Source organism: Mycobacterium sp. (assembly GCF_052143115.1).
Lineage (GTDB): Bacteria > Actinomycetota > Actinomycetes > Mycobacteriales > Mycobacteriaceae > Mycobacterium.
The window spans coordinates 1-23014 of record NZ_JBKQTQ010000115.1 but is presented as its reverse complement, the minus strand read 5'-3'; the positions used below and the strand labels follow the sequence as shown (position 1 = coordinate 23014).

Genomic DNA, 23014 nt, shown 5'->3' with positions numbered 1-23014 from the left:
GGCTTAAGAGCATCGAGGCCGCCCCCGATAGCATGGTCGGGTCCCTTTGAACACCCGAAAACCATGGAGACCGCGTCGATGACTGCCCCCGCACGCCCCGCCCCAGCAGCCCCGATCCGGGTGCCTGCCGGGACGACCGCCGCCGCGGCGGTGCGCGACGCGGGTCTGCCCGGCCGCGGCGCCCCCGATGCGGTCGTGGTGGTGCGCGACGTCGACGGCAAGCTGCGCGACTTGAGCTGGGCTCCCGCACACGAAGTTGAGGTCACGCCGGTCGCGGCGAACACCGACGACGGGCGCAGCGTCATCCGGCACTCGGCCGCGCATGTGTTGGCCCAAGCCGTGCAAGACCTGTTCCCGCACGCCAAGCTGGGGATCGGGCCGCCGATCACCGATGGTTTCTACTACGACTTCGACGTGGCGGATCCGTTTACGCCTGAGGACTTGGAGAAGCTGGAAAAGCGGATGCGCCAGATCGTCAAGGACGGACAGCTGTTCGACCGGCGGGTCTACGGGTCCAAGGAGCAGGCGCGCGAGGAGCTGGCCAACGAGCCGTACAAGCTCGAACTCGTGGACGACAAGTCCGGCGACCCCGACGTGATGGAGGTCGGCGGTGACGAGCTCACCGCCTACGACAACCTCAATCCCCGTACCCGGGAACGAGTCTGGGGTGATTTATGCCGCGGACCGCACATCCCGACCACCAAGCACATCCCGGCGTTCAAGCTGACCAGAAGCTCGGCCGCCTACTGGCGAGGCGACCAGAAAAACGCCAGCCTGCAGCGCATCTACGGCACCGCCTGGGAGTCGCAGGAGGCGCTCGACCGCCATCTGCAGCTGCTCGAGGAAGCCCAGCGTCGCGACCACCGCAAACTGGGCGTCGAGCTGGACTTGTTCAGTTTTCCCGACGAAATCGGTTCTGGGCTAGCGGTTTTCCATCCCAAGGGCGGCATCGTGCGCAGGGAGCTTGAGGAGTACTCGCGGCAGAAGCACATCGAGGCCGGGTACGAATTCGTCAACACCCCGCACATCACCAAGGCGCAACTGTTCCAGACGTCGGGCCACTTGGACTGGTACGCCGACGGCATGTTCCCGCCGATGCACCTCGATGCCGAGCTCAACGACGACGGAACTGTGCGCAAGCCGGGGCAGGATTACTACCTCAAGCCGATGAACTGCCCGATGCACACGCTGATCTTCCGGTCGCGGGGACGGTCGTATCGCGAGCTTCCTTTGCGGCTCTTCGAGTTCGGCACCGTCTACCGCTATGAGAAATCCGGTGTGGTGCACGGGCTGACGCGGGCGCGCGGGTTCACCATGGACGATTCGCACATCTTCTGCACCCGCGAGCAGCTGCACGACGAACTGGCATCGCTGTTGCGGTTCGTGCTCGACTTGCTGGCCGACTACGGATTGGAGGACTTCTATCTGGAGCTGTCCACCAAGGACCCGGAGAAGTTCGTCGGCTCTGATGCGATGTGGGAGGAAGCCACCGACTCGCTGGCCGAAGTCGCGACGGAATCCGGTCTCGAACTCGTGCCCGATCCCGGCGGCGCGGCCTTTTACGGCCCGAAGATCTCCGTGCAGGCCCGCGACGCGCTGGGCCGCAGCTGGCAGATGTCGACCATTCAGGTCGATTTCAACTTCCCGGAGCGTTTCGAACTGGAATACACCGCCGCCGACGGTTCGCGCCAGCGGCCGGTAATGATCCACCGTGCGCTGTTCGGATCGATCGAGCGGTTTTTCGGTATCCTCACCGAGCACTATGCGGGCGCGTTTCCGGCCTGGCTGGCGCCGCTGCAGGTGGTCGGCATCCCGGTTGCGGACGAGCACGCGGCCTACCTGGAAGACGTTGCCGCACAGCTGAAGTCGCACGGCGTGCGCGTCGAGGTGGATTCCAGCGACGATCGCATGGCCAAGAAGATCGTCCATCACACCAACCAAAAGGTGCCGTTCATGTTGTTGGCCGGTGACCGTGACGTGCAGGCCGGTGCGGTGAGTTTCCGGTTCGGCGACCGCACCCAGATCAACGGAGTTCCTCGCGACGAAGCGGTAGCCGCCGTTGTCCAGTGGATTGCCGACCGCGAAAACTCAGTTCCCACTGCTGATTTGGTCAAGGTGAGCAGTCGTGGCTGATGACGACTCGATCATCGACAGGGGAGTCGGCGACTCCGACCACCTGCAGCGGTTGTGGACGCCCTATCGAATGAGCTACCTGGCCGAGGCGCCATTGCGGCGCGAAAAGTCCTCGGGAGACCAGCCGTTCAGCGAGATCCCGCAATTGTCCGACGAGGACGGTCTCGTGGTCGCCCGCGGTGAACTCGTCTACGCCGTGCTCAACCTGTACCCGTACAACCCCGGACATCTGATGGTGGTGCCGTATCGGCGGGTATCCGAGCTGGAAGATCTCACCGACAAGGAGACCGCCGAGCTGATGGCCTTCACGCAGAAGGCGATTCGCGTCATCAAGAACGTGTCTCGACCACACGGCTTCAACGTCGGCTTGAATCTGGGGGAGTCGGCGGGCGGTTCGCTGGCCGAACATCTGCATGTGCATGTGGTGCCGCGATGGGGTGGCGACGCCAACTTCATCACGATCATCGGCGACTCCAAGGTCATCCCGCAATTGCTGCGCGACACCCGTCGTCTGCTGGCCACCGAGTGGGAAAAGCAGCGGTGAATAAGCTATGAGCAAGTTACTGTCGCGTGAGGGCGTCGCGCGGGTCACCACACCGGTGGCCCGGGCGTTCCTGCATGCCGGCTTCACCGCGGACAGCGTCACCATCATCGCCACCGCTGCCGCGGTGCTGGCCGCGCTGACGCTGTTTCCGACCGGCCGGCTTTTCGCCGGCGCGTTGGTCATCACTTTCTTCGTTCTGTTCGACTTGGTCGACGGGGCGATGGCACGGGAAAGCGGCGGCGGCAGCCGATTCGGTGCCGTGCTGGATGCCACCTGCGACCGCATCAGCGACGGCGCGGTGTTCTGCGGGCTGGCGTGGTGGGCGGCGTTCGGCCTGCACAGCCCGTCGTTGGTGGTTGCGACGTTGATCTGTCTGGTCACCTCGCAGGTCATCTCCTACATCAAGGCCCGCGCCGAAGCCAGCGGGCTGCGCGGTGACGGCGGCTTCATCGAACGGCCGGAACGGTTGATCATCGTGCTCGTCGGGGCGGGATTGTCCGACCTGCCGGTGTTCCCGTTGTCGTGGGCGCTGCCGGTGGCGATGTGGCTGCTGGCCGCGGCCAGCATGGTCACCTGTGCTCAGCGGTTGCACACCGTGCGGCATTCGCCCGGTGCGGGCGACCCGATGCCCCCGGCCGGCGAGCAGGGGAAGAGCGAGCCGTGATCTCTGTCCCGGGGGGCTTTAAACTGCCTGGGGTCAGCGGCCTTTCGCTGGGTGGCCGGGTGACCGACTGGGGTTATGCGGCCGGGTGGATGATGGTGCGCGCCATGCCGGAATTCGCCGCGCGCAACGTTTTCGACGCCGGAGCGCTCTATGCGTCCCGCAACGGGGGACCCGCCCAGCTGCGCAAGAATCTGGCGCGCGTCATCGGTGTTCCGCCGAAAGAAGTGCCCGGCAGCCTGATGCGGGCGTCGCTGGCGTCCTATGCCCGCTACTGGCGCGAGGCGTTCCGGTTGCCGACGATGGATCACCACGCGCTGGGCCAGGAACTCGCGAAAACGGTTGTGGGCGACGAACATCTCGACGCGGCGCTGGCGGAGGGCCGCGGTGCGGTGATGGCGTTGCCGCACAGCGGCAACTGGGATATGGCCGGGGTGTGGCTGACCCAGACTTACGGCAGGTTCACCACCGTGGCCGAGCGGCTCAAACCCGATTCGCTGTACCGGCGGTTCATCGACTATCGGGATAGCCTGGGCTTCGAGGTGATCCCATTGTCCGGCGGCGAGCAGCCACCCTTCCAGCTGCTCAGCGAACGACTGCGGGATAACAAGGCGGTGTGTCTGATGGCCGAGCGGGACCTTTCTCGCATCGGGGTCCAGGTGGATTTCTTCGGCGAACCGACCAGGATGCCGGCCGGTTCGGCGAAACTGGCGATCAAAACCGGGGCAGCGCTGCTGCCGGTGCACTGCTGGTACGAGGGCGACACGACCCGAATCGAGATCTACCCGCCGCTGGATTGCGCCAGCGGCGACGTCGGGGTCATCACCCAGGCGCTGGCCGACGTCTTTGCCCGCAACATTGCCGAGTATCCCGCCGACTGGCATATGCTGCAGCCGCAGTGGCTGGCAGATCTGTCCGACGAGCGACGGGCCCGATTGGCGGGAGCTTGATGCGAATCGGCATGGTGTGTCCGTACTCGTTCGATGTCCCGGGCGGGGTGCAGTCGCATGTGTTGCAGCTCGCCGAGGTGATGCGCGCCCGCGGTCAGAACGTCAGCGTGCTGGCGCCCTCGTCGCCGCATGTGGCGCTGCCCGAGTACGTCGTCTCCGCGGGCAGGGCGGTCCCGATTCCCTACAACGGTTCGGTGGCGCGGCTGCAATTCAGCCCGGCCGTACACGGCAAGGTCAGGCGCTGGCTGGCCGACGGTGACTTCGACGTGCTGCATCTGCATGAGCCGAATGCGCCGAGCCTGTCGATGTGGGCGCTGCGGGTGGCCGAGGGGCCGATCGTGGCGACCTTTCACACCTCGACCACCAAATCGCTGACGCTGACGGTGTTCCAGGGGGTGCTGCGGCCCTGGCACGAGAAGATTGTCGGCCGCATCGCGGTGTCCGACCTGGCCAGGCGCTGGCAGATGGAAGCGCTGGGATCGGATGCGGTCGAGATTCCCAACGGAGTCGACGTCGCCTCGTTCGCCTCGGCGCCGCTGCTGGCCGGGTATCCCCGGCCCGGTAAGACGGTGCTGTTCTTGGGCCGCTACGACGAACCCCGCAAGGGCATGGCCGTTCTGATCGACGCGCTGCCCGGTCTGGTCGAGCACTTTCCGGGTGTGCAGGTGCTGGTCGTGGGCCGCGGTGACCAAGACGAATTACGCAGCAAGGCAGGCGGATTGGCGGGCCACCTGCGTTTCCTGGGCCAAGTGGACGACGCCGCCAAGGCGTCGGCGCTGCGCAGCGCCGACGTCTACTGTGCACCGCACACCGGCGGGGAGAGCTTCGGCATCGTGCTGGTCGAGGCGATGGCCGCCGGTACTCCGGTGGTCGCCAGCGATCTGCACGCATTCCGGCGGGTGCTGCGTGATGGCGATGCGGGCCGACTGGTGCCGGTCGAGGACGGCGCTGCGCTGGCGGCCGGCCTGGTCGCGGTGTTGGAAAACGATCAGTTGGCCAAACGCTATGTCGCGGCAGGCGCCGATGCGGTGCGCCGCTACGACTGGTCGGTGGTGGCCAACCAGATCATGCAGGTCTATGAGACGGTCGCCGGGTCCGGCGCCAAGGTCCAGGTGGCGAGCTGATGTCCGGGGCGATCGTGCTGGTCATCACGGTGGCCGCGCTGTTTGCGGCACTGGTGGTCTTCGGCGCCTGGGGGTATCAGACGGCCAATCGGCTGGACCGGCTGCACGTGCGCTACGACCTGTCCTGGCAGGCCCTTGACAGCGCGCTGGCCCGGCGCGCGGTGGTGGCCCGCGCTGTCGCGGCGAACGCCTACGGCGGTGCCCCGGAAGCCAACTCGGAAGCCAAGCAGTTGGCGGCGCTGGCCGACGCCGCCGAACGCGCCCCCCGGCAGGCGCGGGAGGCCTGCGAAAACAAGCTCTCGGCCGCGCTGGCGATGGTCGATCCGGAGTCGGTGCCGGCCGGGCTGATCGCCGAGTTGGCCGACGCCGAAGCGCGGGTGCTGCTGGCCCGCCGATTCCACAACGACGCGGTGCGGGACACCCTGGCGCTGCGCGAGAGGCGCCTGGTTCGGTTGCTGCGGCTGGGTGGAACAGCGGCGCTGCCAAGCTATTTCGAAATCGCCGAGCGGTCGCAGGCGCTGCGCCACGGCGATCACCCCGCGGCGGACCGGCGCACCTCGGCGCGGGTGGTGTTGCTCGACGAAACCGGCGCGGTGCTGCTGTTGTGCGGATCTGACCCGGCAGCGTCCGTCGGCCCGGAAAACTCAGCGCCGCGGTGGTGGTTCACCGTGGGCGGCCAGGCCGGCGACGGTGAGACGCTGGCCCAGGCCGCGGCCCGTGAGCTGGCCGAAGAAACCGGTTTGCGTGTCGATCCCGCTGACATGATCGGCCCGATCTGGCGACGCGATGCGGTGTTCGACTTCAACGGCTCGGCGATCGACAGCGAGGAGTTCTTCTTCGTCCACCGGACTCGACGGTTCGAACCGTCCACCGCCGGGCGGACCGAATTGGAGGACCGCTACATCCACGGCCACCGCTGGTGTGACACCGCCGACATCGCCGAACTGGTGGCGACCGGCGAGACGGTGTACCCGTTGCAGCTCTCCGAACTGCTCGCCGAGGCGATCGCGCTGGCCGGGGCTCCCGACCGGGCTCGCCAGCTGCAGTCCATCCGGTGAGGTGGGGTAGCAGCCCCGACCGACGGCGGGAAATACCGTTTGGTGATCACCACTAGAATCGGTTGACACCAGCTAAAAGGAGATCACCAGTGGATAGCGCGGCGCACAACGGCACCGGGCGAACCGGAACGGCGCGGGTCAAGCGTGGGATGGCCGAGATGCTCAAGGGCGGCGTCATCATGGACGTCGTCACGCCGGAACAGGCCCGCATCGCCGAAGGCGCCGGCGCCGTCGCGGTGATGGCGTTGGAGCGGGTGCCCGCCGATATTCGGGCCCAGGGCGGCGTCTCGCGGATGAGCGACCCGGACATGATCGAGGGCATCATCTCCGCGGTTACCATCCCGGTGATGGCCAAGGCCCGCATCGGGCATTTCGTCGAAGCGCAGATCCTGCAGAGCCTGGGCGTGGACTACATCGATGAATCCGAAGTGCTCACCCCGGCCGACTACACCCACCACATCGACAAGTGGAAGTTCACCGTGCCGTTCGTCTGCGGCGCAACCAATCTGGGTGAGGCCCTGCGGCGCATCAACGAGGGCGCGGCGATGATCCGCTCCAAAGGCGAAGCCGGCACCGGCGACGTCTCCAACGCGACCACGCACATGCGGGCCATCGGCGGTGAGATCCGCCGGCTGACGTCGTTGTCCGACGACGAGTTATACGTCGCGGCAAAGGAACTCGCGGCGCCCTACGATCTCGTGGTAGAGGTGGCACGGGCCGGTAAGTTGCCGGTTACGCTGTTCACCGCCGGTGGTATCGCGACCCCGGCCGACGCCGCGATGATGATGCAGCTCGGCGCCGAGGGGGTCTTCGTGGGCTCAGGCATCTTCAAGTCCGGGGACCCCGCCGAGCGCGCCGCCGCGATCGTCAAGGCCACCACCTTTTACGACGACCCCGATGTGCTGGCGCGGGTGTCGCGGGGGCTCGGCGAGCCGATGGTCGGCATCAATGTGGAGGAGATCGCCACGCCGCATCGCCTGGCCCAACGCGGCTGGTAAGAACGTTTCGTGTCGATCGAGAAGATCCTTGATCTCGAGCAACTCGAGGTCAACATCTACCGCGGTAGCGTATTCAGCCCGGAATCGGGTTACTTTCAGCGCACCTTCGGCGGTCATGTGGCCGGCCAGGCGCTGGTGTCGGCGGTGCGCACCGTCGAACCCGACGATTTGGTTCACTCGCTGCACGGATATTTCATCCGACCCGGAGATGCCAAGGCGCCCACCGTCTTTATCGTCGAGCGGTTGCGGGATGGCGGCTCGTTCTGTACCAGGCGGGTCAACGCCATTCAGCACGGCCAGACGATCTTTTCCATGTCGGCCTCTTTCCAGGCCGATCAGGAGGGCATCCACCACCAGGACGTGATGCCCTCAGCGCCGCCACCGGACGATCTGCCGGGACTGAAGTCGATGAAGGTGTTCGACGACGCCGGGTTCAAGCAGTTTGAGGAGTGGGACATCCGCATCGTGCCGCGAGACCAGCTGCAGCTGCTGCCGGGGAAGGCTTCGCAGCAGCAGGTGTGGTTTCGGCACCGCGATCCGCTGCCCGACGACCCGGTGCTGCATATCTGCGCACTGGCTTACATGAGTGATCTCACCCTGCTGGGATCGGCGCAGGTCACCCACCTCGATGAGCGTTCGCATCTGCAGGTGGCGTCGCTGGATCACGCGATGTGGTTCATGCGGGTGTTCCGGGCCGACGAGTGGTTGCTCTACGACCAGTCCTCGCCGTCGGCCTGCGGCGGCCGCGCGCTGTGCCAGGGCAAGATCTTCAATCAGTACGGCGAGATGGTCGCCGCCGTCATGCAGGAGGGCCTGACCCGCTTCGCGCGCGGATACCGGCCGACCGAACAGTGAGCGGCCCACGGGTCGGCGTCTTAGCGCTGCAGGGCGACACCCGCGAACACCTGGCGGCGCTGCGCGACGCGGGAGCCGATTCGGTGAGTGTCCGACGCCGTGAGGAACTCGACGCCGTCGACGCGCTGGTCATCCCCGGCGGCGAGTCCACCACGATGAGCCATCTGCTGCGCGAGCTTGACCTGCTGCAGCCGCTGCGTGACCGGCTGGCCGACGGGTTCCCGGCCTATGGGGCCTGCGCCGGCATGATCTTGCTGGCCAGCGAGATCCTGGACGCAGGTGTAGGAGGTCGCGAAGCCGTCCCGCTGCGCGGCATCGATATGACCGTGCGGCGCAACGCTTTTGGACGTCAGGTCGACTCGTTCGAAGGCGATGTCGAGTTCAGCGGCTTCGATAAGCCCGTGCGTGGGGTGTTCATCCGCGCGCCGTGGGTGGAGCGGGTCGGCGACGGCGTGCAGGTGCTGGCCCGTGCCGCCGGGCACGCGGTCGCGGTCCGCCAGGGTCGGGTGCTTGCCACGGCATTTCACCCGGAGATGACCGGCGACCGTCGTATCCACCGCTTGTTCGTCGACATCGTCCGCGGTCGGGAGTGACGCGGGTCAGCCGGCGGCGGGCAGCGCCCATCGAATGCCGCCGACCAAGGCGCGTCCGATTGTGCGCACGACCGTGAGCTCGACCGGTGGAAAGTAGGGCAGCAGCAACGGCATGCGCGCCCATACGGGCAGCATCGCCACCGCCGTGGCGGCCAGCGCGCCATAGGGCGCGCGTGCCGCCAATGGCAGCGGCGGCGTCAGCAGAAGGAATCGGGCAGCATCGCGCGCCTCGGGTGTGCTGCGCAACTCCGGTCGGAACGCGTTAATCCGTTGCGTCAACTCACGTTGGGTGCGCGGCGGGTTGACCACGCCGAGCCTGGCGGCGATTTCCGCCATGTCTCCGACGTATCCGTCGCGACCATCCTGGTCCAGCGGAGCCGCGCCGTAGAGGTGATGGGCGCGCAGGAAGCTGTCGGCTTCGGCGACGTGAACCCATTCCAGCAGGTGCGGATCGGTGGCCTGATACCGCCTGCCGTCGGCGGCGATCCCCTGCACCCGCCGGTGGATACCCCGGACCCGATCAACGGCGCGCTGCGCGTCGCCCGCCGCTCCGTAGGTCGTCACGGCCAAAAAGGCGCTGGTTCGTTGCAACCGGCCCCACGGGTCGCCCCGGTAGTTGGAGTGTTCAGCCACGCCGGCCATCGCCAGCGGGTGCAAAGACTGCAGCAGCAATGCCCGCAACCCGCCGACGAACATCGAGGCGTCGGCGTGCACCCGGCGGATCGGGCGGTCGTCGGCGAACCACCGCGGTCCCGGAGTCCGGCGGATGCGTGCACGTTCGGTCGGACCGTCGGGGCCGGCGATCATTTCGAACAGGCTGCTGCCCAGCGCGTCGCGGACCGCCTGCAGGGGGCTTTGCGCCGTCACCTTTTCAACGGTAGTGCAGCGTTTGAAGTGAGGCGTTGCGGTGTAACAGATACCCACCATTCCGGCACAGAAAGGTCAACGATGAAGCGAACTGTAGCCACCGCGATCGCGATCGCCGCGCTGTTGCTCAGCGGTTGCTCTGCCTCACAGATCCTCAACACGGGTGGCGACACCAAGTGCAAGGACTTCACGACGCAGGACGAGAAGAAGCAAGACCAAGAGATCAGCAAGATGCTCAAGGACAAGAGTGGCGCTGAACCCAGCAACCTGGAGATCACGGCGACGCGTGTGTCAGCGGCGGCTTACTGCCAAACGATCGGCAAACCCGACAGCAAGATCTCTGAGGCGCCGCACGGCTGACCGGACGGTGGACACCACTGCCACGTTCGACAAACCGGTGCATTCGTGGCGCGACATACCCGGCTGGTTTCAGTGGCGCCGCCATCAAGAGGAAGCCGCCGCGCATTTCCCCGACGGCAGTTGCTTTGTCGAGGTGGGGTGTTATCTCGGGCGCAGCATCTGTTCGTTGGGTGAGGTGGTGCGCAGTACGCATGCCACCCGAATCATCGGTGTCGACACCGGTCGGGGGAGCGGGTCGGAGGGCCGCGGTGACAGCGACGCGCACGCACCCGCGGTTGCCCACGGCGGCGGAACGTTCGCGGGGCTGTTGCACCGCAACATCATCGGCTGCGGCCTCGCTGACACGATTCAACTTGTGATCAGCGACTCGGTCGGCGCTGCTGGTCTATTCGCGGATGACTCGCTGGCCTGGGTGCACATCGACGCGCGCCACGACTACGCGAGCGTCGCCGCCGATATCAAGGCGTGGGCGCCGAAGGTACGGCCCGAAGGCTGGTTGTCCGGGGACGACTATCACGCCGAGTGGTGGCCCGGGGTAGTAAGAGCGGTCAGCGACACATTGCCTGACGCGGGCCCGTTGTGGTCAACCCAGTGGCGGTGGATCAAACCGTGATCGCCACATCTGTCACTCGAGTCACCGCGAGGCCGGCGGACGTCTTCTGCCCGCCTCTGCGCGAATTCGCGTCGGGGCGCGACCGTTTTCGCTCAGATGCGGGCACAGCCGTATACCCGGCCCTTTTGTGACTCCTGGGGAATCTGAGGCGGCGGTGTGGCGGCCGGTCAATCGGTATCCGGCGTCAACGTAGACTCGTTGCGCAAACTTTGAGAGCGACAGAAGAGGTAGTACACCGATGAGCGGCCATTCCAAATGGGCCACCACCAAGCACAAGAAGGCCGTCGTCGACGCGCGTCGCGGCAAGATGTTCGCCCGGCTGATCAAGAACGTCGAGGTCGCGGCCCGTGTCGGTGGCGGTGACCCCGGGGGCAACCCGACGCTGTATGACGCGATCCAGAAGGCCAAGAAGAGCTCGGTGCCCAACGACAACATCGAGCGGGCCCGTCGGCGGGGCGCAGGCGAGGAAGCCGGCGGTGCTGAATATCAGACCATCACCTACGAGGGTTACGCGCCCAATGGCGTGGCGGTATTGATCGAGTGCCTGACCGACAATCGCAACCGTGCCGCCAGCGAGGTGCGGGTGGCGATGACGCGCAATGGCGGCACTATGGCCGACCCGGGATCGGTGGCCTATCTGTTCGCTCGCAAGGGCGTGGTGACCCTGGAGAAGGACGGCCTGACCGAGGACGACGTGCTGACCGCCGTGCTGGAGGCCGGCGCCGAGGACGTCAACGACCTCGGCGAAAGCTTCGAAGTGATCGCCGAGCCGACTGATTTGGTGGCAGTGCGGACCGCGTTGCAGGACGCCGGGATTGACTACGAGTCCGCCGAGGCCGGCTTTCAGCCGTCGGTGAGCGTGCCGGTCGATGTCGAGGGCGCCCGCAAGGTGTTCAAGCTCGTCGACGCGCTGGAGGACAGCGACGACGTCCAGAACGTGTGGACCAACGTCGACGTGTCCGACGAGGTGCTGGCGGCGCTCGACGACGAGTGAGTCAGCCAGGGTTAGTCATAGCCGTGGCGCATGTCCTCGACCACCCGCGGGTGTTCCAGAGTCGAGGGCTCGAGCGTGCGGGTTCGCACGTCGGCGGGGAACACCGTGGCGGCGTCGAGCACCGACTGGTTGAGAAAGCGTAGCGGCGCCGCGTTGGGCGGCATCGTGGGTCGCGGTGGCGTGTGACTGCGCCGCGCTAGCGCAAACCCCCAGTCGCCGAAGGTGGGGACATAGACGTGGTATGGCGTGACCGCGTAGCCGGCGGCCTCGATCGTGGACACCGTGCGCCAGAACGCGATTGGGGTCGAATAGGGGCTGCCAGCCTGAACCACCATCAGCCCGCCGGATGCCAGCGCACGGGAAACCAGCGTATAGAACTCGGTCGAATACAGCCGGCCCAGCACGGGCGTATCCGGGTCGGGAAGATCGACGATGACCGCGTCGAACGACCCGGAGTGCGGGCCGCGCAGCCAGGTCATCGCATCATCGGTAACGACGTCGACGCGCGGATTGTCCAGCGAGCCGCCGTTTGCGGAACGCATTGTGGTGCGGGCTAATTCGATGACGGCCGGGTCGAGCTCCACTTGCACGATCTTCTCGACGCCGGGCTGCCGCAGCAGTTCGCGGGCAGCCAGGCCATCGCCGCCGCCCAATACCAGCACCGACCGGGCTCCCGCGCCGAGCGCGGGATAGACCAGGCTTTCGGTGTAGCGGTATTCGTCGCGGCTAGAGAACTGCAAACCGCCGTCGAGGTAGAGGCGCATGTCGTTGCCACGACGGGTCACCACGATCTGCTGATACGCCGACTGCCGGTAGGCGATGATCAGGTCGGCGTAAAGCCGCTGGCGGCTGGTCGTCTCGACATCCTGCGCGCGCACCAGCAGCGTGGCCAGCAGCGCCAGCGCTGCGGCCAGCGCGCCCAGCGCCGTCATCAGCTGCCGAGCGCTAACCACTTGTCGCAGCAGGAAAATCGAGACGATCGCGGCGGCGACTAGGTTGATGATGCCGGTGGCGGCCGCGCCGCGGATCATCCCCAGCTGCGGCAGCAGCACGAACGGCCAAACCAGCCCGCCGATCAGCGCGCCCAGGTAGTCGGCGGCGGTGAGGTTGGCCAGTGTCCGGCCGGTGTCGGTGGCTGGGTCTTCGGAGGCGGTTCGCCTCTGCTGCAGCAGCGTCATCAGCAGCGGTACCTCGGCGCCGACTAGTCCGCCGATCAGCGCAGTGCCCATCGCGAGCACTAGCAAGGATCCGCCGATGAACGAGAACATCACGTACAGCGCCGCCGCGGACAATCCACCGATGATGCCCAGCAGCGCTTCGACGACGATGAAGGTGATCGCTGCCCGCCCCAGCAGCGGCTTGACCAGCAGGGCGCCCCCGCCCAGCGCGGCGATGTAGCCGGCGACGATCAGCGACGTGGCGACGATGCCGCCCCCGTTGAGGCTCGTCGACAACGTCAGCAGCGCAAGTTCGTAGATGATGCCGCACGCCGCGCATGCCGCGACCGCGGCCAGCAGCACTGCCCGCCAGCGCCCGGAAGACTCGGTGGACGATGTCATGACACCGCGGCGGCGGTCACCCCTCCCACGGCCAGCAGCATCACGGCCGTGGCGAACGCCGCCGGATGTAACTCCGGCTCGTCGACGTGTTCATGGAAGTCGCCCGGTATCACAAGGTGCAGTGTCAGCAGCGCGATCCCTTGCAGGACAACGCCGATGAGCCCGTACACCGCCACGCCCACCAGCCCCTGACCCAGCTGGCTGTAGCTGTTGGCGATCGCGGTGATGATGACGGTGGCCAGCGCGATGTACATCGCGCAGGCCAGTACGACCGCGTTGGGGCGGCGATCGACGAACACCATCTGGCGCAGCTTCCCCGGGGTGAGCACGTCGACCATGATGAAGCCGAGGACCAGGACGGCCATGCCGACCAGGAAGTACAAGACGGTGGCGACCAATCCTTTGAGGACTGGATTGAGGTCGATCGTTCCCAACTCGACGGCCAGGTACATGATTATCTCCCTTGTTTATGTGTCCGCTGAGGTGTCATTTGGTCCCGCCTGGGCCGCCGGAGGTGCCTCCGGCGCCGCCCGATGGAGCTCCCGGGTAAAAGCCGGGACCGAGAAAGATGAACGCGCCGTGGCTGTATCCGGCGGCCAAGTCCTCGACTCGAACGCTGCACGAGTGTGGGCCGTCCGCGCCGACCGACACGATTGCGTCGTCGTAGCGCAGGTACTGGGTGCCCGCGCTGGAGGCACGCGCCGCCGGGCTCTGATAGCCGGCCAGGGTGTCGGCCACCGTGGCGGGCGATCCATCGCACAGATACCGCGCCCCGTCTGCGTCATGGGAGTATTCGCGGTAGTGGGAAGCAATAAACGACCGGATATCCTTGTGCTGCAGCGTTATTCCGAATATCAGGCTGGTAAACGACGTGAGGGCCAGCACAATGGCCATGACGAATAGACGGTTGCGGGTCATGGGTGCCACCGGCTGGCGGTATAGACGACGGTGCCGCCGGAGACCGCCGGATACAGATGCCATGTCTGCCAGCGCCAGCCGGCGCCGTCGGCCTCGGCGGCGAGCGCGGTCAGCGCGGCGTCATCGCCGGGGAAAGTCCCGCCGAGCCAACCGGTTTCACGCGCGCAACGTTCGCGCAGGCTCTGCGCGAGTCGGCGGAAAGTCGGCTCGTCGTGGATGTCGGTGCGGGATTCGAGGTGGTAGCCGGGTGCGTCGGTGTGTTGGGGCAGCTCGCCGCCGAGGTCGCACGAGACCTGTTCGGAAAAGAGACAGTTGGCGTGCTCGACGGTGATGACGTGCGACGCGCCGAGGACTCCGAGCACAAGCGCGCCGCCGTCGGGGTGGGGCAGTCCGTAGCTGGCCAGCGGGCGAGGGGCGGGCGCGTTGAGCGCCAGTCCAAGTCCCGCTCCGCTGACATCGGCCGGGGATACGGCCAGCTGATGGAGCGGCACCGCCGTGGCCTACGCGGTGGCCGGCGGCGCAGGGTAGACGGTGAGCTCGCCGGTCACCACGGACTTGCCGGTGGAAACCTCCCACGGCATGTCCGGCGCCCAGCGCTCGAAAGCAAGCAGCGTGGTTTCGTCGGCGTTGGCGTAGTCGACGAAGTCCATGTCGCCGCCTGCCGGCAATCCCGTGGTGCCCTCGGTGGTGTATCCGGCATGACCACGTTCCGACTCCCGGTAGGTCACACCGTCGACCACGTGCTCGCCGCCGGGCTGCAGCTGAAGATCTTTGCGGCTGACCCACATCGCCAGCTTGAGCCGGCCGTCGTCGTCTTCGACGCCGAACCAGACCGGCAGTTCGCCGCCTTCCAGCAGGTGCTCCCACCACACGAACGGGCCCTCGCGGTAGGTGACCGAGCCGCGGACCACGTAGTCGATGCCGCCGTGACTGACGATCGCGCCGGGACCGAGTTGCCGCGGCCCGAATTGAGGCGCCGCCGCGGCGAACGCGAGTGGATCCTGGCGAGCGCCCCGCGGTTGTTTAGGACGCCGCAGCGCGGCGACAAAGACGACGACAGCCGCGATGAAGAGCACGGCGGCGAGCACCAGCAGTGCTGTCCCCATGCGCGACCCTTCCGCATGACCGCACCGCGGTTGATCAATAGTGCGGTTCAAAGTAACAGCTTTTGCCGCGGCTGGGCGTGGTACAGCTATCTCGATCGGCCGGCACGGCCACCGCGTGTCCTACCTACCGCAGTCGGTCCCGAAGGTTAGGGTTATTGAACAGGCGTTCGCAATTTGTGACCCTTCGCGCCTGGCGCTGGTGCGCCTGCACCCAGCCGCAGCCGACCGCTGGACAAACCCGATTTCGCGGCGACGCGGTGACACCGCGTGTCGTACCGGCCGCTGTCGGTGCGGCCCGCTAAGGTTTATCGAACAGACGTTCGGCAGGTGGGAGGCGCGGATGCGGGTGATGGGCGTCGATCCCGGGTTGACTCGTTGCGGCCTGTCGGTGGTGGAGAGCCGCGGCGGCCGGCAGATCATCGCGCTGGACGTCGACGTGGTCCGCACGCCGGCCGACGAGCCGGTGCCGCGCCGTCTGCTGGCGATCAGCGACGCCATCGAGCATTGGCTGGACACCCATCATCCCGATGTCATCGCCATCGAGCGGGTGTTCTCCCAGCAGAACGTGTCGACGGTGATGGGCACCGCGCAGGCCGGTGGTGTGATCGCGGTGGCGGCGGCCAGACGCGACATCGACGTGCACTTCCATACCCCCAGCGAGGTCAAGGCCGCGGTCACCGGCAATGGCGGCGCCGACAAAGCACAGGTCACTGCTATGGTCACCAGAATCCTTGGGCTGCAAGCCAAACCGACACCCGCCGACGCCGCCGATGCGTTGGCGCTGGCGATCTGCCACTGCTGGCGGGCCCCTATGATCGCCCGGATGGCCGAGGCCGAGTCCAAGGTCGCCGAGCAGCGCAAGAAGTTCGCCGCGAAAGTGCGGGCCGCGACATGATCGCCTCGGTACGCGGCGAGGTGCTCGACGTCGCTCTCGACCATGTCGTCATCGAGGCGGCCGGCGTGGGCTACAAGCTGATGGCCACCCCGTCCACGCTGGCGACGCTGCGCCGCGGCAGCGAGGCCCGGCTGATCACCGCGATGATCGTCCGCGAAGACTCGATGACGCTGTACGGCTTTCCCGACGCCGACGCCCGCAACCTGTTCCTGACGTTGCTGGGGGTCTCCGGGGTCGGGCCCAAGATCGCGTTGGCCACCCTCGCGGTGTACGACGCGCACGCGCTGCGTCAGGCGCTCGCTGATGGCGACGTCACCGCGCTCACCCGGGTGCCGGGCATCGGCAAGCGCGGTGCCGAGCGGATGGTGCTCGAGTTGCGGGACAAGATCGGGCCGGTGGGCACCAGCGCCGTGGTGACGTTGGTCAACGGCCACGCCGTTCGCGGGCCGGTGATCGAAGCCCTTGTCGGACTTGGCTTTGCGGCCAAGCAGGCCGAAGAGGCCACCGACAAGGTGCTGGCCAATGAACCAGAGGCCACCACGTCGACGGCGCTGCGGTCGGCGTTGTCGCTGCTGGGGAAGACCAAGTGAGTCGATTCGACGAGGACGACGACGTCGAGGACCGGGAGGTGTCGGCCGCACTGACCGTCGGCGAAGGTGACGTCGACGCCAGCCTGCGGCCCCGCTCGCTGCGGGAGTTCATCGGCCAGCCGCGGGTGCGCGAACAGCTGCAGCTGGTCATCGAGGGCGCCAAAAACCGCGGCAGCACACCGGATCACATCCTGTTGTCCGGCCCTCCCGGACTGGGCAAGACGTCGCTGGCAATGATCATCGCCGCCGAGCTGGGCTCATCGCTGCGGGTGACATCGGGGCCGGCACTGGAACGCGCCGGCGACTTGGCGGCGATGCTGTCCAACCTCGTCGAGCATGACGTGCTGTTCATCGACGAGATCCACCGGATCGCCCGGCCCGCCGAGGAGATGCTCTATCTGGCGATGGAGGACTTCAGGGTCGACGTGGTCGTCGGCAAAGGTCCTGGGGCGGCGTCGATTCCGTTGGACGTGGCGCCGTTCACCCTGGTCGGCGCGACCACTCGGTCCGGTGCGCTGACCGGCCCGCTGCGCGACCGCTTCGGGTTCACCGCGCACATGGATTTCTACGAGCCGGCCGAGTTGGAGCGGGTGCTGGCCCGCTCCGCCGGCATTCTGGGCATCGAGCTGGGTGCTGAGGCCGGCGCGGAGATCGCCCGCCGCTCGCGGGGCACCCCGCGGATCGCCAACCGGTTGCTGCGCCGGGTCCGTGATTTCGCCGAGGTGCGCGCCGACGGCATCATCACCCGCGATGTCGCCAAGTCCGCGTTGGAGGTTTACGACGTCGACGAACTCGGCCTGGACCGGCTGGACCGGGCGGTGTTGTCCGCGCTGACCCGCAGCTTCGGCGGGGGTCCGGTGGGCGTGTCGACGCTGGCGGTGGCGGTCGGGGAGGAGGTCACTACGGTGGAGGAGGTGTGCGAGCCGTTTCTGGTGCGGGCCGGCATGATCGCGCGCACGCCGCGCGGCCGGGTCGCGACACCGCAGGCCTGGATCCACTTAGGGCTGGTGCCGCCGGCGAGGGCCGCTGGTTTGGGTCAACAGGGACTATTCGAGTAGGGGACATGATCACTGCTGGATTGGTACTCGCCGCGCTGGCCGCGTTGCTGCACGTCTACATCTTCACGATGGAATCGCTGACCTGGACCAGTCCGCGGACCCGCGCCGCGTTCGGCACGACGGCCGAGGAAGCCGAGACCACCAAGCTGCTCGCGTTCAACCAAGGCTTCTACAACCTCTTCCTGGCTATCGTCACCGGCGTTGGCATCACCGCGGTTGCGTTGGGACACAAGGGCGTTGGCGCAGCGTTGATTTTCGCCGGCGTCGGATCCATGGCCGCCGCGGCGGTGGTGCTGCTGGCGTCGGCACCGGACAAGGCGCGGGCCGCCCTGACCCAGGGCACGTTTCCGCTGATCGCTATCGTGTTGTTGGTGATCGGCCTGGTTACGCCGTAACAGGTCCCCGGCTTCATAAACCGCGGATCGTCCACCTCGACCGCGGCGTTCGGTCCGTGTTGGCCCGTTGGCGGGCCGGGGTTACATCGCCGGCGCATCTGGGTACTCAGCACGCGCTGGACACCCTGGTGTCCACTGTTTGAGGAGACTCGTAATGAATGACTCGCGGTCAGGTTTCGGCAGCCTGCATATGCCGCGCAGCCGTGGCGCTGTGAGCGGATTGCTGCTGATAATCCTTGGTGTATGGGGAGCGTTGATCCCCTTCATCGGGCCCTACTTCCATTTCGCTTACACCCCCGACCAACCGTGGGCGTGGAGCACCGCCCGCGCCTGGCTGGAGGTGTTCCCCGGCGCCACCACCGCGGTGGGCGGCTTTTTGCTGCTGATCTCGGGAAACCGCGCCACCGCGATGTTCGGCGGCTGGTTGGCCGTTATCGCCGGCGCGTGGTTTGTCGTCGGTCGCACCTTGGCATCGACATTGCGGCTCGGGGACGTCGGTCAGCCGATCGCCGCGACAGACGCCAAGCGGGCTGTGATCGAGATCGGCTACTTCTCCGGGTTGGGCGTACTGATCGTCTTTCTGGGTGGCGCGGTCTTGGCGCGGGTCTCGGTCCGCACGGCGCGTGACCTCGAATACGCGCTGTTAGCCGAAGAAGAGCAGGAGGCGGCGGACAGCTCGGGTGCTTTCGCGGCATCGGCAGCTCCAACCGAGGTGCTGGAACCCGCTGCACCGCAGTCGCACCGGCGCGAGGGCAAGGGTGGTCTGTTCCGCCGGCGACGCGCCAACGTGGCGGGCGACTGATTGACGTGGTCTTGACACCATGAGGCCGATCGCCATCGAATACGCGGCGATCGGCCTCAGCCTTAGCTGGTGACTAGAGCAGCCCGAGCAGCTGCAGGTCGGTGATGTACTTGACGATGATCGGCGCCGAGACATGCGGGATGTCTTTGTCCGGCCCGATCTTCGCTTCCTGCACCGCCGCACGGAACTGGTCGGTCGGAGCCATCGACCCGTTGATCGGCTTGTCCGGCCGCTGGTAGTTGTGCAGCAGCGGCAACAGTGAGTACTGACGTTGCCGCTCCGGCAGCGCCCGCAGCGTGGTCTCGAACCGCTCCAACCAGGTGGCGTAGTCGCCGACCCGCTGGATCGAGTACCCGGCGTCGACCAGCCAGTCGACGAATTCGTCGAGGCCGATCCCGTCGTCATGCGGGTTCATCACGTGATAGGTCTGGAACCCAGCCTCGTCCTCCAGCACCTCCGTGCCCAAGATCGAGATCGCCTCAGCGATGAACTCCACCGGAAGGCCGTCATAGTGCGCGGGCTGCCGGTGGCCGTCGCCGTCCAGCTCGTAGAACGAGCCGGGTGCGATGCCGGTGGCCGCCAGGCTGAGCATCAGCCGGGTGAACATGTCCGGCAGGTTCAGCTGGCCCGCATAGCTGGTGTCGGCCAGGATCATGTCGCAGCGGAACACCGCGACCGGCAGCCCGCACAGGTCATTGGCCTCGCGCAGAAGCACCTCGCCGGCCCACTTGCTGTTGCCGTAACCGTTGGCATAGCTGTCGTTGATCTGACGGGTGGCGCTGATCTCGCGGATGTCGGCGTCCTCGACGAAGCTCGACGGCTTGATCTGATCGCCCACGCCGATCGTCGACACATAGGTGTACGGCTTGATCTTGGTGGTCAGCGCAATCTTGATCAGCTCGGCGGTGCCCAGCGCGTTGGGGCCGAACAGCTCGCTGTACGGCAGCACGTGGTTGACCAGGGCCGCGGGGTCGACGATCAGGTCGACGGTGTCGGCGAGCCGCTGCCAGGTCTGCGGGTCCAGGCCGAGGTTGGCCTCGCCCTTGTCACCGGCGATGACCTCGAGGTGATCGGCCGCCAGCTGCTGGTAACGCTCGAGCAGCTTCGGGTCGCCGCTGTCGAAGGTCTTGTCGAGACGAGTCCTCGCATCTTCATCCGTCTTGGCCCGCACCAGGGCGATCACCTTGCCGTCGACGAAATCCATCCGCTCGAGCCACTCCAGCGCCAGGTAGCGACCGAGGAAGCCGGTGGCGCCGGTCAGCAACACCGTCCGCACCTCGCGGCTGGGCTGCGGCAGGTTAGGCGCGGCGGCCAGGGTGGCCTGGTCGATGAACTTGTCCAGAGTGAGGTCGGCAGCGTGCACCTCGACCGCGCTCTCCTTGTTCGAAAAGCCGTGCACCGCGGCGAAAGTCGGCCGCTTGGTACCCTGTCGCTCGCCCTCGATGTAGTCGGCGATGGCCTGCAGGTCGTTGGCCGGGCTGACGATCACTCCCACCGGCACGTCGACGTCGAAGATCTCGTGCAGCAGGTTGCCGAATGTCAACGCGGACAACGAATCTCCGCCCAGATCGGTGAAGTGGGCATCGGGCGTCAGATCGGATTTCGCGGCGCCCAGCATGGCGGCCGCGGCCCGGCTGACGGTCTGTGGCACCGGCGCGTCGGCGCCGCCGCGGCGCAGTTCGGACAACTCGTTGGCCTGGCCTTCGGTCAAGTCGGCGTAGAGCTGTTCCAGGCGCTCGCCGTAGTGCTGCTTCAGCTTCGGCCACGCCAGCTTGCGGATGCCGGTCAGCAGACCGTTCTCCAGGGTGAACGGCGTGGTCTCGATGATGAAGTCGCGCGGCACCTCGTAGGACTGTAGGCTGGCCTCTTTCGCGACGTTCTGCAGCGACTCGGCGATCCGCGCCTTGAGCGCGTCAACGCCGAAGCTTGCCAGGGCGTCCTCGGTGGGCACCACGACTGCCAGCAGGTAGGGTTGCGCGCTGTTGCCGTAGACGTAGATCTGGCGAACCAGCGGACTGTTGCCGAACACCGCCTCCAGCTTCGCCAGCGTGACGAACTCGCCCTGTGCCAGCTTCACGACGTTGTTGCGGCGGTCCACGTAGACCAGCCCGTTGGGAGCGACCTCTGCGAAGACGTCGCCGGTCCGGTAGTACCCGTCGGCGGCGAACACGTTGGCAGTGGTTTCGGCCCGCTTGTAGTAGCCGGGGAACATGTTCTCGGTCCGTAGCAGCAGTTCGCCGCGCGGATACGGCCGGTCGGTGGCGAAGTAGCCGAGGTCCGGAACGTCTACCAGCTTGTAGCCGACCACCGGCGGACTCTGAATTTCGCCGTCGAACAACACCATGCCGGCCTCGGTGGAGCCGTAGCCGTCCAGCAGATGCATGTCGAGCAACGACTCGACCCAGGTCCTCAACTCCGGAGAGGTCGGTGCCGAACCCGTCATCGCAAAGATGTAGCGCCCGCCGAGCAGCTCCTGGCGCAGCTCGACCAGCACCTGGGACTCGACGGCCTGACGGTCGGCGCCTTCGGCTGTCCGTCGGCCCACCTCACTCTGGTATTCAACGTACAACATCTCCCAGATGCGTGGCACGAAGTTCAATTCCGTGGGCCGCACCAAGCGCAGGTCCTCCAGCAGCGTCGACAGGTCGCTCTTGGCGGCGAAGTAGGCGGTGCCGCCGTTCCCGAGCGTGCCGTACAGGGTGCCGCGGCCCATGACGTGGCTCATCGGCATGAAGTTCAGGCTGATCGATGCTGCGCTGGGCCCAAACCAGTTCTTGGTCGAACGGTTCCACATCTTGGCGACGTTGCTCTGCGGGTACATCGCGCCTTTGGGCGCGCCGGTGCTGCCCGAGGTGTAGATCAGCAGCGCCAGCGGGTCGGCTGTGTTTTCTGCGTCTTGGGCGACGCGGGGCGCGGCCGGCAGCGCAGCGCCGTGCTCGCGGACCTCGTTCAGCGTCTCAATGTAAATGCCTGTTTCGTCCAGCCGCTCGTGGGCGGTTTGCAGGGCCGCGCGGTGGTCGTCGACCTCGGTGCGGTAGTCGAAGATGACGAGGCGTCCAGGCGTGTGGCCTGCGTCAGAACCGGCGAGGATCAGGTCGACCGCATCGGACACATAGTCGACGCTGGCGGCGACAACGCTGGGTTCGGTCTCGGTGATGATCGGGAGCAGCTGCGCGATCGCCGCGCTGGTCTGCAGCGGGACTGACACCGCGCCGATCAGGCCCAGGGCGATGTCGATGGTGGTGTAGTCGACGCTGGTGAAGCCGAGCACGCAGACCCGATCACCGGCTGCCACAGTGCCATCAGCGCCGTCAGTCAATGCGCGCGACACTACGTCGGCCCGGGCGGCGAGCTCGCCATAGCTGACGGTGTTGAACCAGGGGAGCAGCTTGGCCGACGTGCGGCCGGTCTGCGGGTCCTTGACCAGCTCGACGGCGCGTTGAGCCAGCGCCGGCCGGTCGGAGTAGCCCTCCAGCACCGCCTTGATGACCTGTGGGAGTCGCGACCCGGCGTCCTGGATGGCGGCGCTGACGGCCTCATCGGGCCGCGCGGCGGCGAACTGCGGGTCGTTGGCGGCCAACTCTTCGGTGCGACGTTCTAGGCGTTCTTGGGTGTCAATCGACATAACGAAACCTCGGAACTTGTTGAATCAGAAAATCTTTGACGACGCCACGCTGCGCCTAATGCGTACTACGTTAGCAAAGGTAACGATATTCCCAATTAGCGGGCATGACTACGTGAAATCGGCCACTGCCGGTCGCTAGTTGCGGGCCAGCCCTGCCACATCCGTCGCATCCGTACCTCGACGGTTGGCGCCGCGTTGACTCCGCGTTGACTCATCAAATATGCCCGCGTAGCTCCTTCGTTGCCTCATGTGTGAATGCCCGCGTACGGCGTGTCGTTGGGGGCCTGTGGGGTGGGGCTGGGCTACCGCCGGATGA

24 protein-coding genes are annotated in these 23014 nt (G+C 66.7%); 17 read left to right on the top strand and 7 right to left on the bottom strand.

Translation table 11 applies throughout. The features are described from left to right. Nucleotides 1-78: 78 nt before the first annotated feature. From thrS to pdxT, 9 genes are all read left to right on the top strand, one after another. Nucleotides 79-2133, top strand: a complete 2055-nt coding sequence (gene thrS, locus ACLQI9_RS12505) for a threonine--tRNA ligase (RefSeq protein ID WP_442384130.1) — start codon at nt 79-81, stop codon at nt 2131-2133. Next, entirely contained in the window at nt 2126-2677 is a 552-nt protein-coding gene (locus ACLQI9_RS12500) for an HIT family protein (RefSeq protein ID WP_442384128.1), read from the top strand. Before thrS ends, ACLQI9_RS12500 begins: the two co-directional genes overlap by 8 nt. A 7-nt stretch (nt 2678-2684) precedes the next feature. Continuing rightward, nucleotides 2685-3341: a phosphatidylinositol phosphate synthase gene (pgsA, locus tag ACLQI9_RS12495; protein ID WP_442384126.1), complete on the top strand. Its 657-nt coding sequence runs from the start codon at nt 2685-2687 to the stop codon at nt 3339-3341. Then, complete coding sequence (locus tag ACLQI9_RS12490) at nt 3338-4288, top strand: phosphatidylinositol mannoside acyltransferase (RefSeq protein ID WP_442384124.1); 951 nt, start codon at nt 3338-3340, stop codon at nt 4286-4288. Before pgsA ends, ACLQI9_RS12490 begins: the two co-directional genes overlap by 4 nt. Beyond that, nucleotides 4288-5412, top strand: a complete 1125-nt coding sequence (locus tag ACLQI9_RS12485) for a glycosyltransferase family 4 protein (RefSeq protein ID WP_442384122.1) — start codon at nt 4288-4290, stop codon at nt 5410-5412. Before ACLQI9_RS12490 ends, ACLQI9_RS12485 begins: the two co-directional genes overlap by 1 nt. Next, nucleotides 5412-6470, top strand: a complete 1059-nt coding sequence (locus ACLQI9_RS12480; protein WP_442384120.1) for an NUDIX hydrolase — start codon at nt 5412-5414, stop codon at nt 6468-6470. Before ACLQI9_RS12485 ends, ACLQI9_RS12480 begins: the two co-directional genes overlap by 1 nt. 89 nt (nt 6471-6559) lie before the next feature. Continuing rightward, nucleotides 6560-7468: a pyridoxal 5'-phosphate synthase lyase subunit PdxS gene (gene pdxS / locus ACLQI9_RS12475; RefSeq protein WP_442384118.1), complete on the top strand. Its 909-nt coding sequence runs from the start codon at nt 6560-6562 to the stop codon at nt 7466-7468. Between the two features lie 9 nt (nt 7469-7477). Beyond that, nucleotides 7478-8323: an acyl-CoA thioesterase II gene (gene tesB / locus ACLQI9_RS12470; RefSeq protein WP_442384116.1), complete on the top strand. Its 846-nt coding sequence runs from the start codon at nt 7478-7480 to the stop codon at nt 8321-8323. Beyond that, complete coding sequence (gene pdxT / locus ACLQI9_RS12465) at nt 8320-8916, top strand: pyridoxal 5'-phosphate synthase glutaminase subunit PdxT (RefSeq protein WP_442391718.1); 597 nt, start codon at nt 8320-8322, stop codon at nt 8914-8916. The genes tesB and pdxT overlap by 4 nt, the downstream gene beginning before the upstream one ends. A 6-nt stretch (nt 8917-8922) precedes the next feature. Here pdxT and ACLQI9_RS12460 read toward each other — a convergent pair whose 3' ends face one another. Further along, nucleotides 8923-9723 (bottom strand): oxygenase MpaB family protein, encoded by an 801-nt coding sequence (locus ACLQI9_RS12460; protein ID WP_442377063.1) that lies wholly within the window; start codon nt 9721-9723, stop codon nt 8923-8925. Between the two features lie 141 nt (nt 9724-9864). Here ACLQI9_RS12460 and ACLQI9_RS12455 point away from each other — a divergent pair, with 141 nt between their 5' ends. From ACLQI9_RS12455 to ACLQI9_RS12445, 3 genes are all read left to right on the top strand, one after another. After that, nucleotides 9865-10143: a hypothetical protein gene (locus ACLQI9_RS12455; RefSeq protein WP_442377059.1), complete on the top strand. Its 279-nt coding sequence runs from the start codon at nt 9865-9867 to the stop codon at nt 10141-10143. A 7-nt stretch (nt 10144-10150) separates the two neighbouring features. Further along, complete coding sequence (locus ACLQI9_RS12450; protein WP_442377061.1) at nt 10151-10756, top strand: class I SAM-dependent methyltransferase; 606 nt, start codon at nt 10151-10153, stop codon at nt 10754-10756. A gap of 238 nt (nt 10757-10994) precedes the next feature. Continuing rightward, entirely contained in the window at nt 10995-11750 is a 756-nt protein-coding gene (locus ACLQI9_RS12445) for a YebC/PmpR family DNA-binding transcriptional regulator (protein ID WP_442377807.1), read from the top strand. Between the two features lie 11 nt (nt 11751-11761). Here ACLQI9_RS12445 and ACLQI9_RS12440 read toward each other — a convergent pair whose 3' ends face one another. Genes ACLQI9_RS12440 through ACLQI9_RS12420 form a run of 5 tightly spaced genes read right to left on the bottom strand, consistent with a single transcriptional unit; the run spans nt 11762 to nt 15333 of the window. Then, nucleotides 11762-13309, bottom strand: coding sequence for a polyamine aminopropyltransferase (locus tag ACLQI9_RS12440; protein ID WP_442391717.1), 1548 nt, complete (start codon nt 13307-13309; stop codon nt 11762-11764). Beyond that, nucleotides 13306-13761 carry a DUF350 domain-containing protein gene (locus tag ACLQI9_RS12435; RefSeq protein WP_442377811.1) on the bottom strand — a complete coding sequence of 152 codons (456 nt, stop codon included), beginning with the start codon at nt 13759-13761 and terminating at the stop codon, nt 13306-13308. Before ACLQI9_RS12435 ends, ACLQI9_RS12440 begins: the two co-directional genes overlap by 4 nt. A 34-nt stretch (nt 13762-13795) precedes the next feature. Further along, nucleotides 13796-14227 (bottom strand): DUF4247 domain-containing protein, encoded by a 432-nt coding sequence (locus tag ACLQI9_RS12430; RefSeq protein ID WP_442377813.1) that lies wholly within the window; start codon nt 14225-14227, stop codon nt 13796-13798. After that, nucleotides 14224-14718, bottom strand: a complete 495-nt coding sequence (locus ACLQI9_RS12425) for a DUF2617 family protein (RefSeq protein ID WP_442377815.1) — start codon at nt 14716-14718, stop codon at nt 14224-14226. Before ACLQI9_RS12425 ends, ACLQI9_RS12430 begins: the two co-directional genes overlap by 4 nt. 9 nt (nt 14719-14727) lie before the next feature. Further along, the gene (locus tag ACLQI9_RS12420; protein ID WP_442377817.1) at nt 14728-15333 is read right to left on the bottom strand and encodes a DUF4178 domain-containing protein; all 606 of its coding nucleotides are present in this window, start codon (nt 15331-15333) and stop codon (nt 14728-14730) included. Nucleotides 15334-15673: 340 nt separating this feature from the next. Between ACLQI9_RS12420 and ruvC the strand changes: the two genes are divergently transcribed. From ruvC to ACLQI9_RS12395, 5 genes are all read left to right on the top strand, one after another. Beyond that, the gene (gene ruvC, locus ACLQI9_RS12415) at nt 15674-16228 is read left to right on the top strand and encodes a crossover junction endodeoxyribonuclease RuvC (RefSeq protein WP_442377819.1); all 555 of its coding nucleotides are present in this window, start codon (nt 15674-15676) and stop codon (nt 16226-16228) included. After that, a complete protein-coding gene (ruvA, locus tag ACLQI9_RS12410; protein ID WP_442377821.1) occupies nt 16225-16818 on the top strand; it encodes a Holliday junction branch migration protein RuvA in 594 nt (197 codons plus the stop codon). The genes ruvC and ruvA overlap by 4 nt, the downstream gene beginning before the upstream one ends. Beyond that, nucleotides 16815-17876: a Holliday junction branch migration DNA helicase RuvB gene (gene ruvB, locus ACLQI9_RS12405; protein WP_442377823.1), complete on the top strand. Its 1062-nt coding sequence runs from the start codon at nt 16815-16817 to the stop codon at nt 17874-17876. Before ruvA ends, ruvB begins: the two co-directional genes overlap by 4 nt. Before the next feature lie 5 nt (nt 17877-17881). Next, nucleotides 17882-18271 (top strand): DUF1304 domain-containing protein, encoded by a 390-nt coding sequence (locus tag ACLQI9_RS12400; protein WP_442377825.1) that lies wholly within the window; start codon nt 17882-17884, stop codon nt 18269-18271. Between the two features lie 154 nt (nt 18272-18425). Then, nucleotides 18426-19073 carry a hypothetical protein gene (locus ACLQI9_RS12395; protein WP_442391716.1) on the top strand — a complete coding sequence of 216 codons (648 nt, stop codon included), beginning with the start codon at nt 18426-18428 and terminating at the stop codon, nt 19071-19073. A gap of 73 nt (nt 19074-19146) precedes the next feature. On the opposite strand, the gene car is transcribed toward ACLQI9_RS12395, so the two are convergent. After that, complete coding sequence (gene car / locus ACLQI9_RS12390; RefSeq protein ID WP_442391715.1) at nt 19147-22698, bottom strand: carboxylic acid reductase; 3552 nt, start codon at nt 22696-22698, stop codon at nt 19147-19149. Nucleotides 22699-23014: the final 316 nt, after the last annotated feature.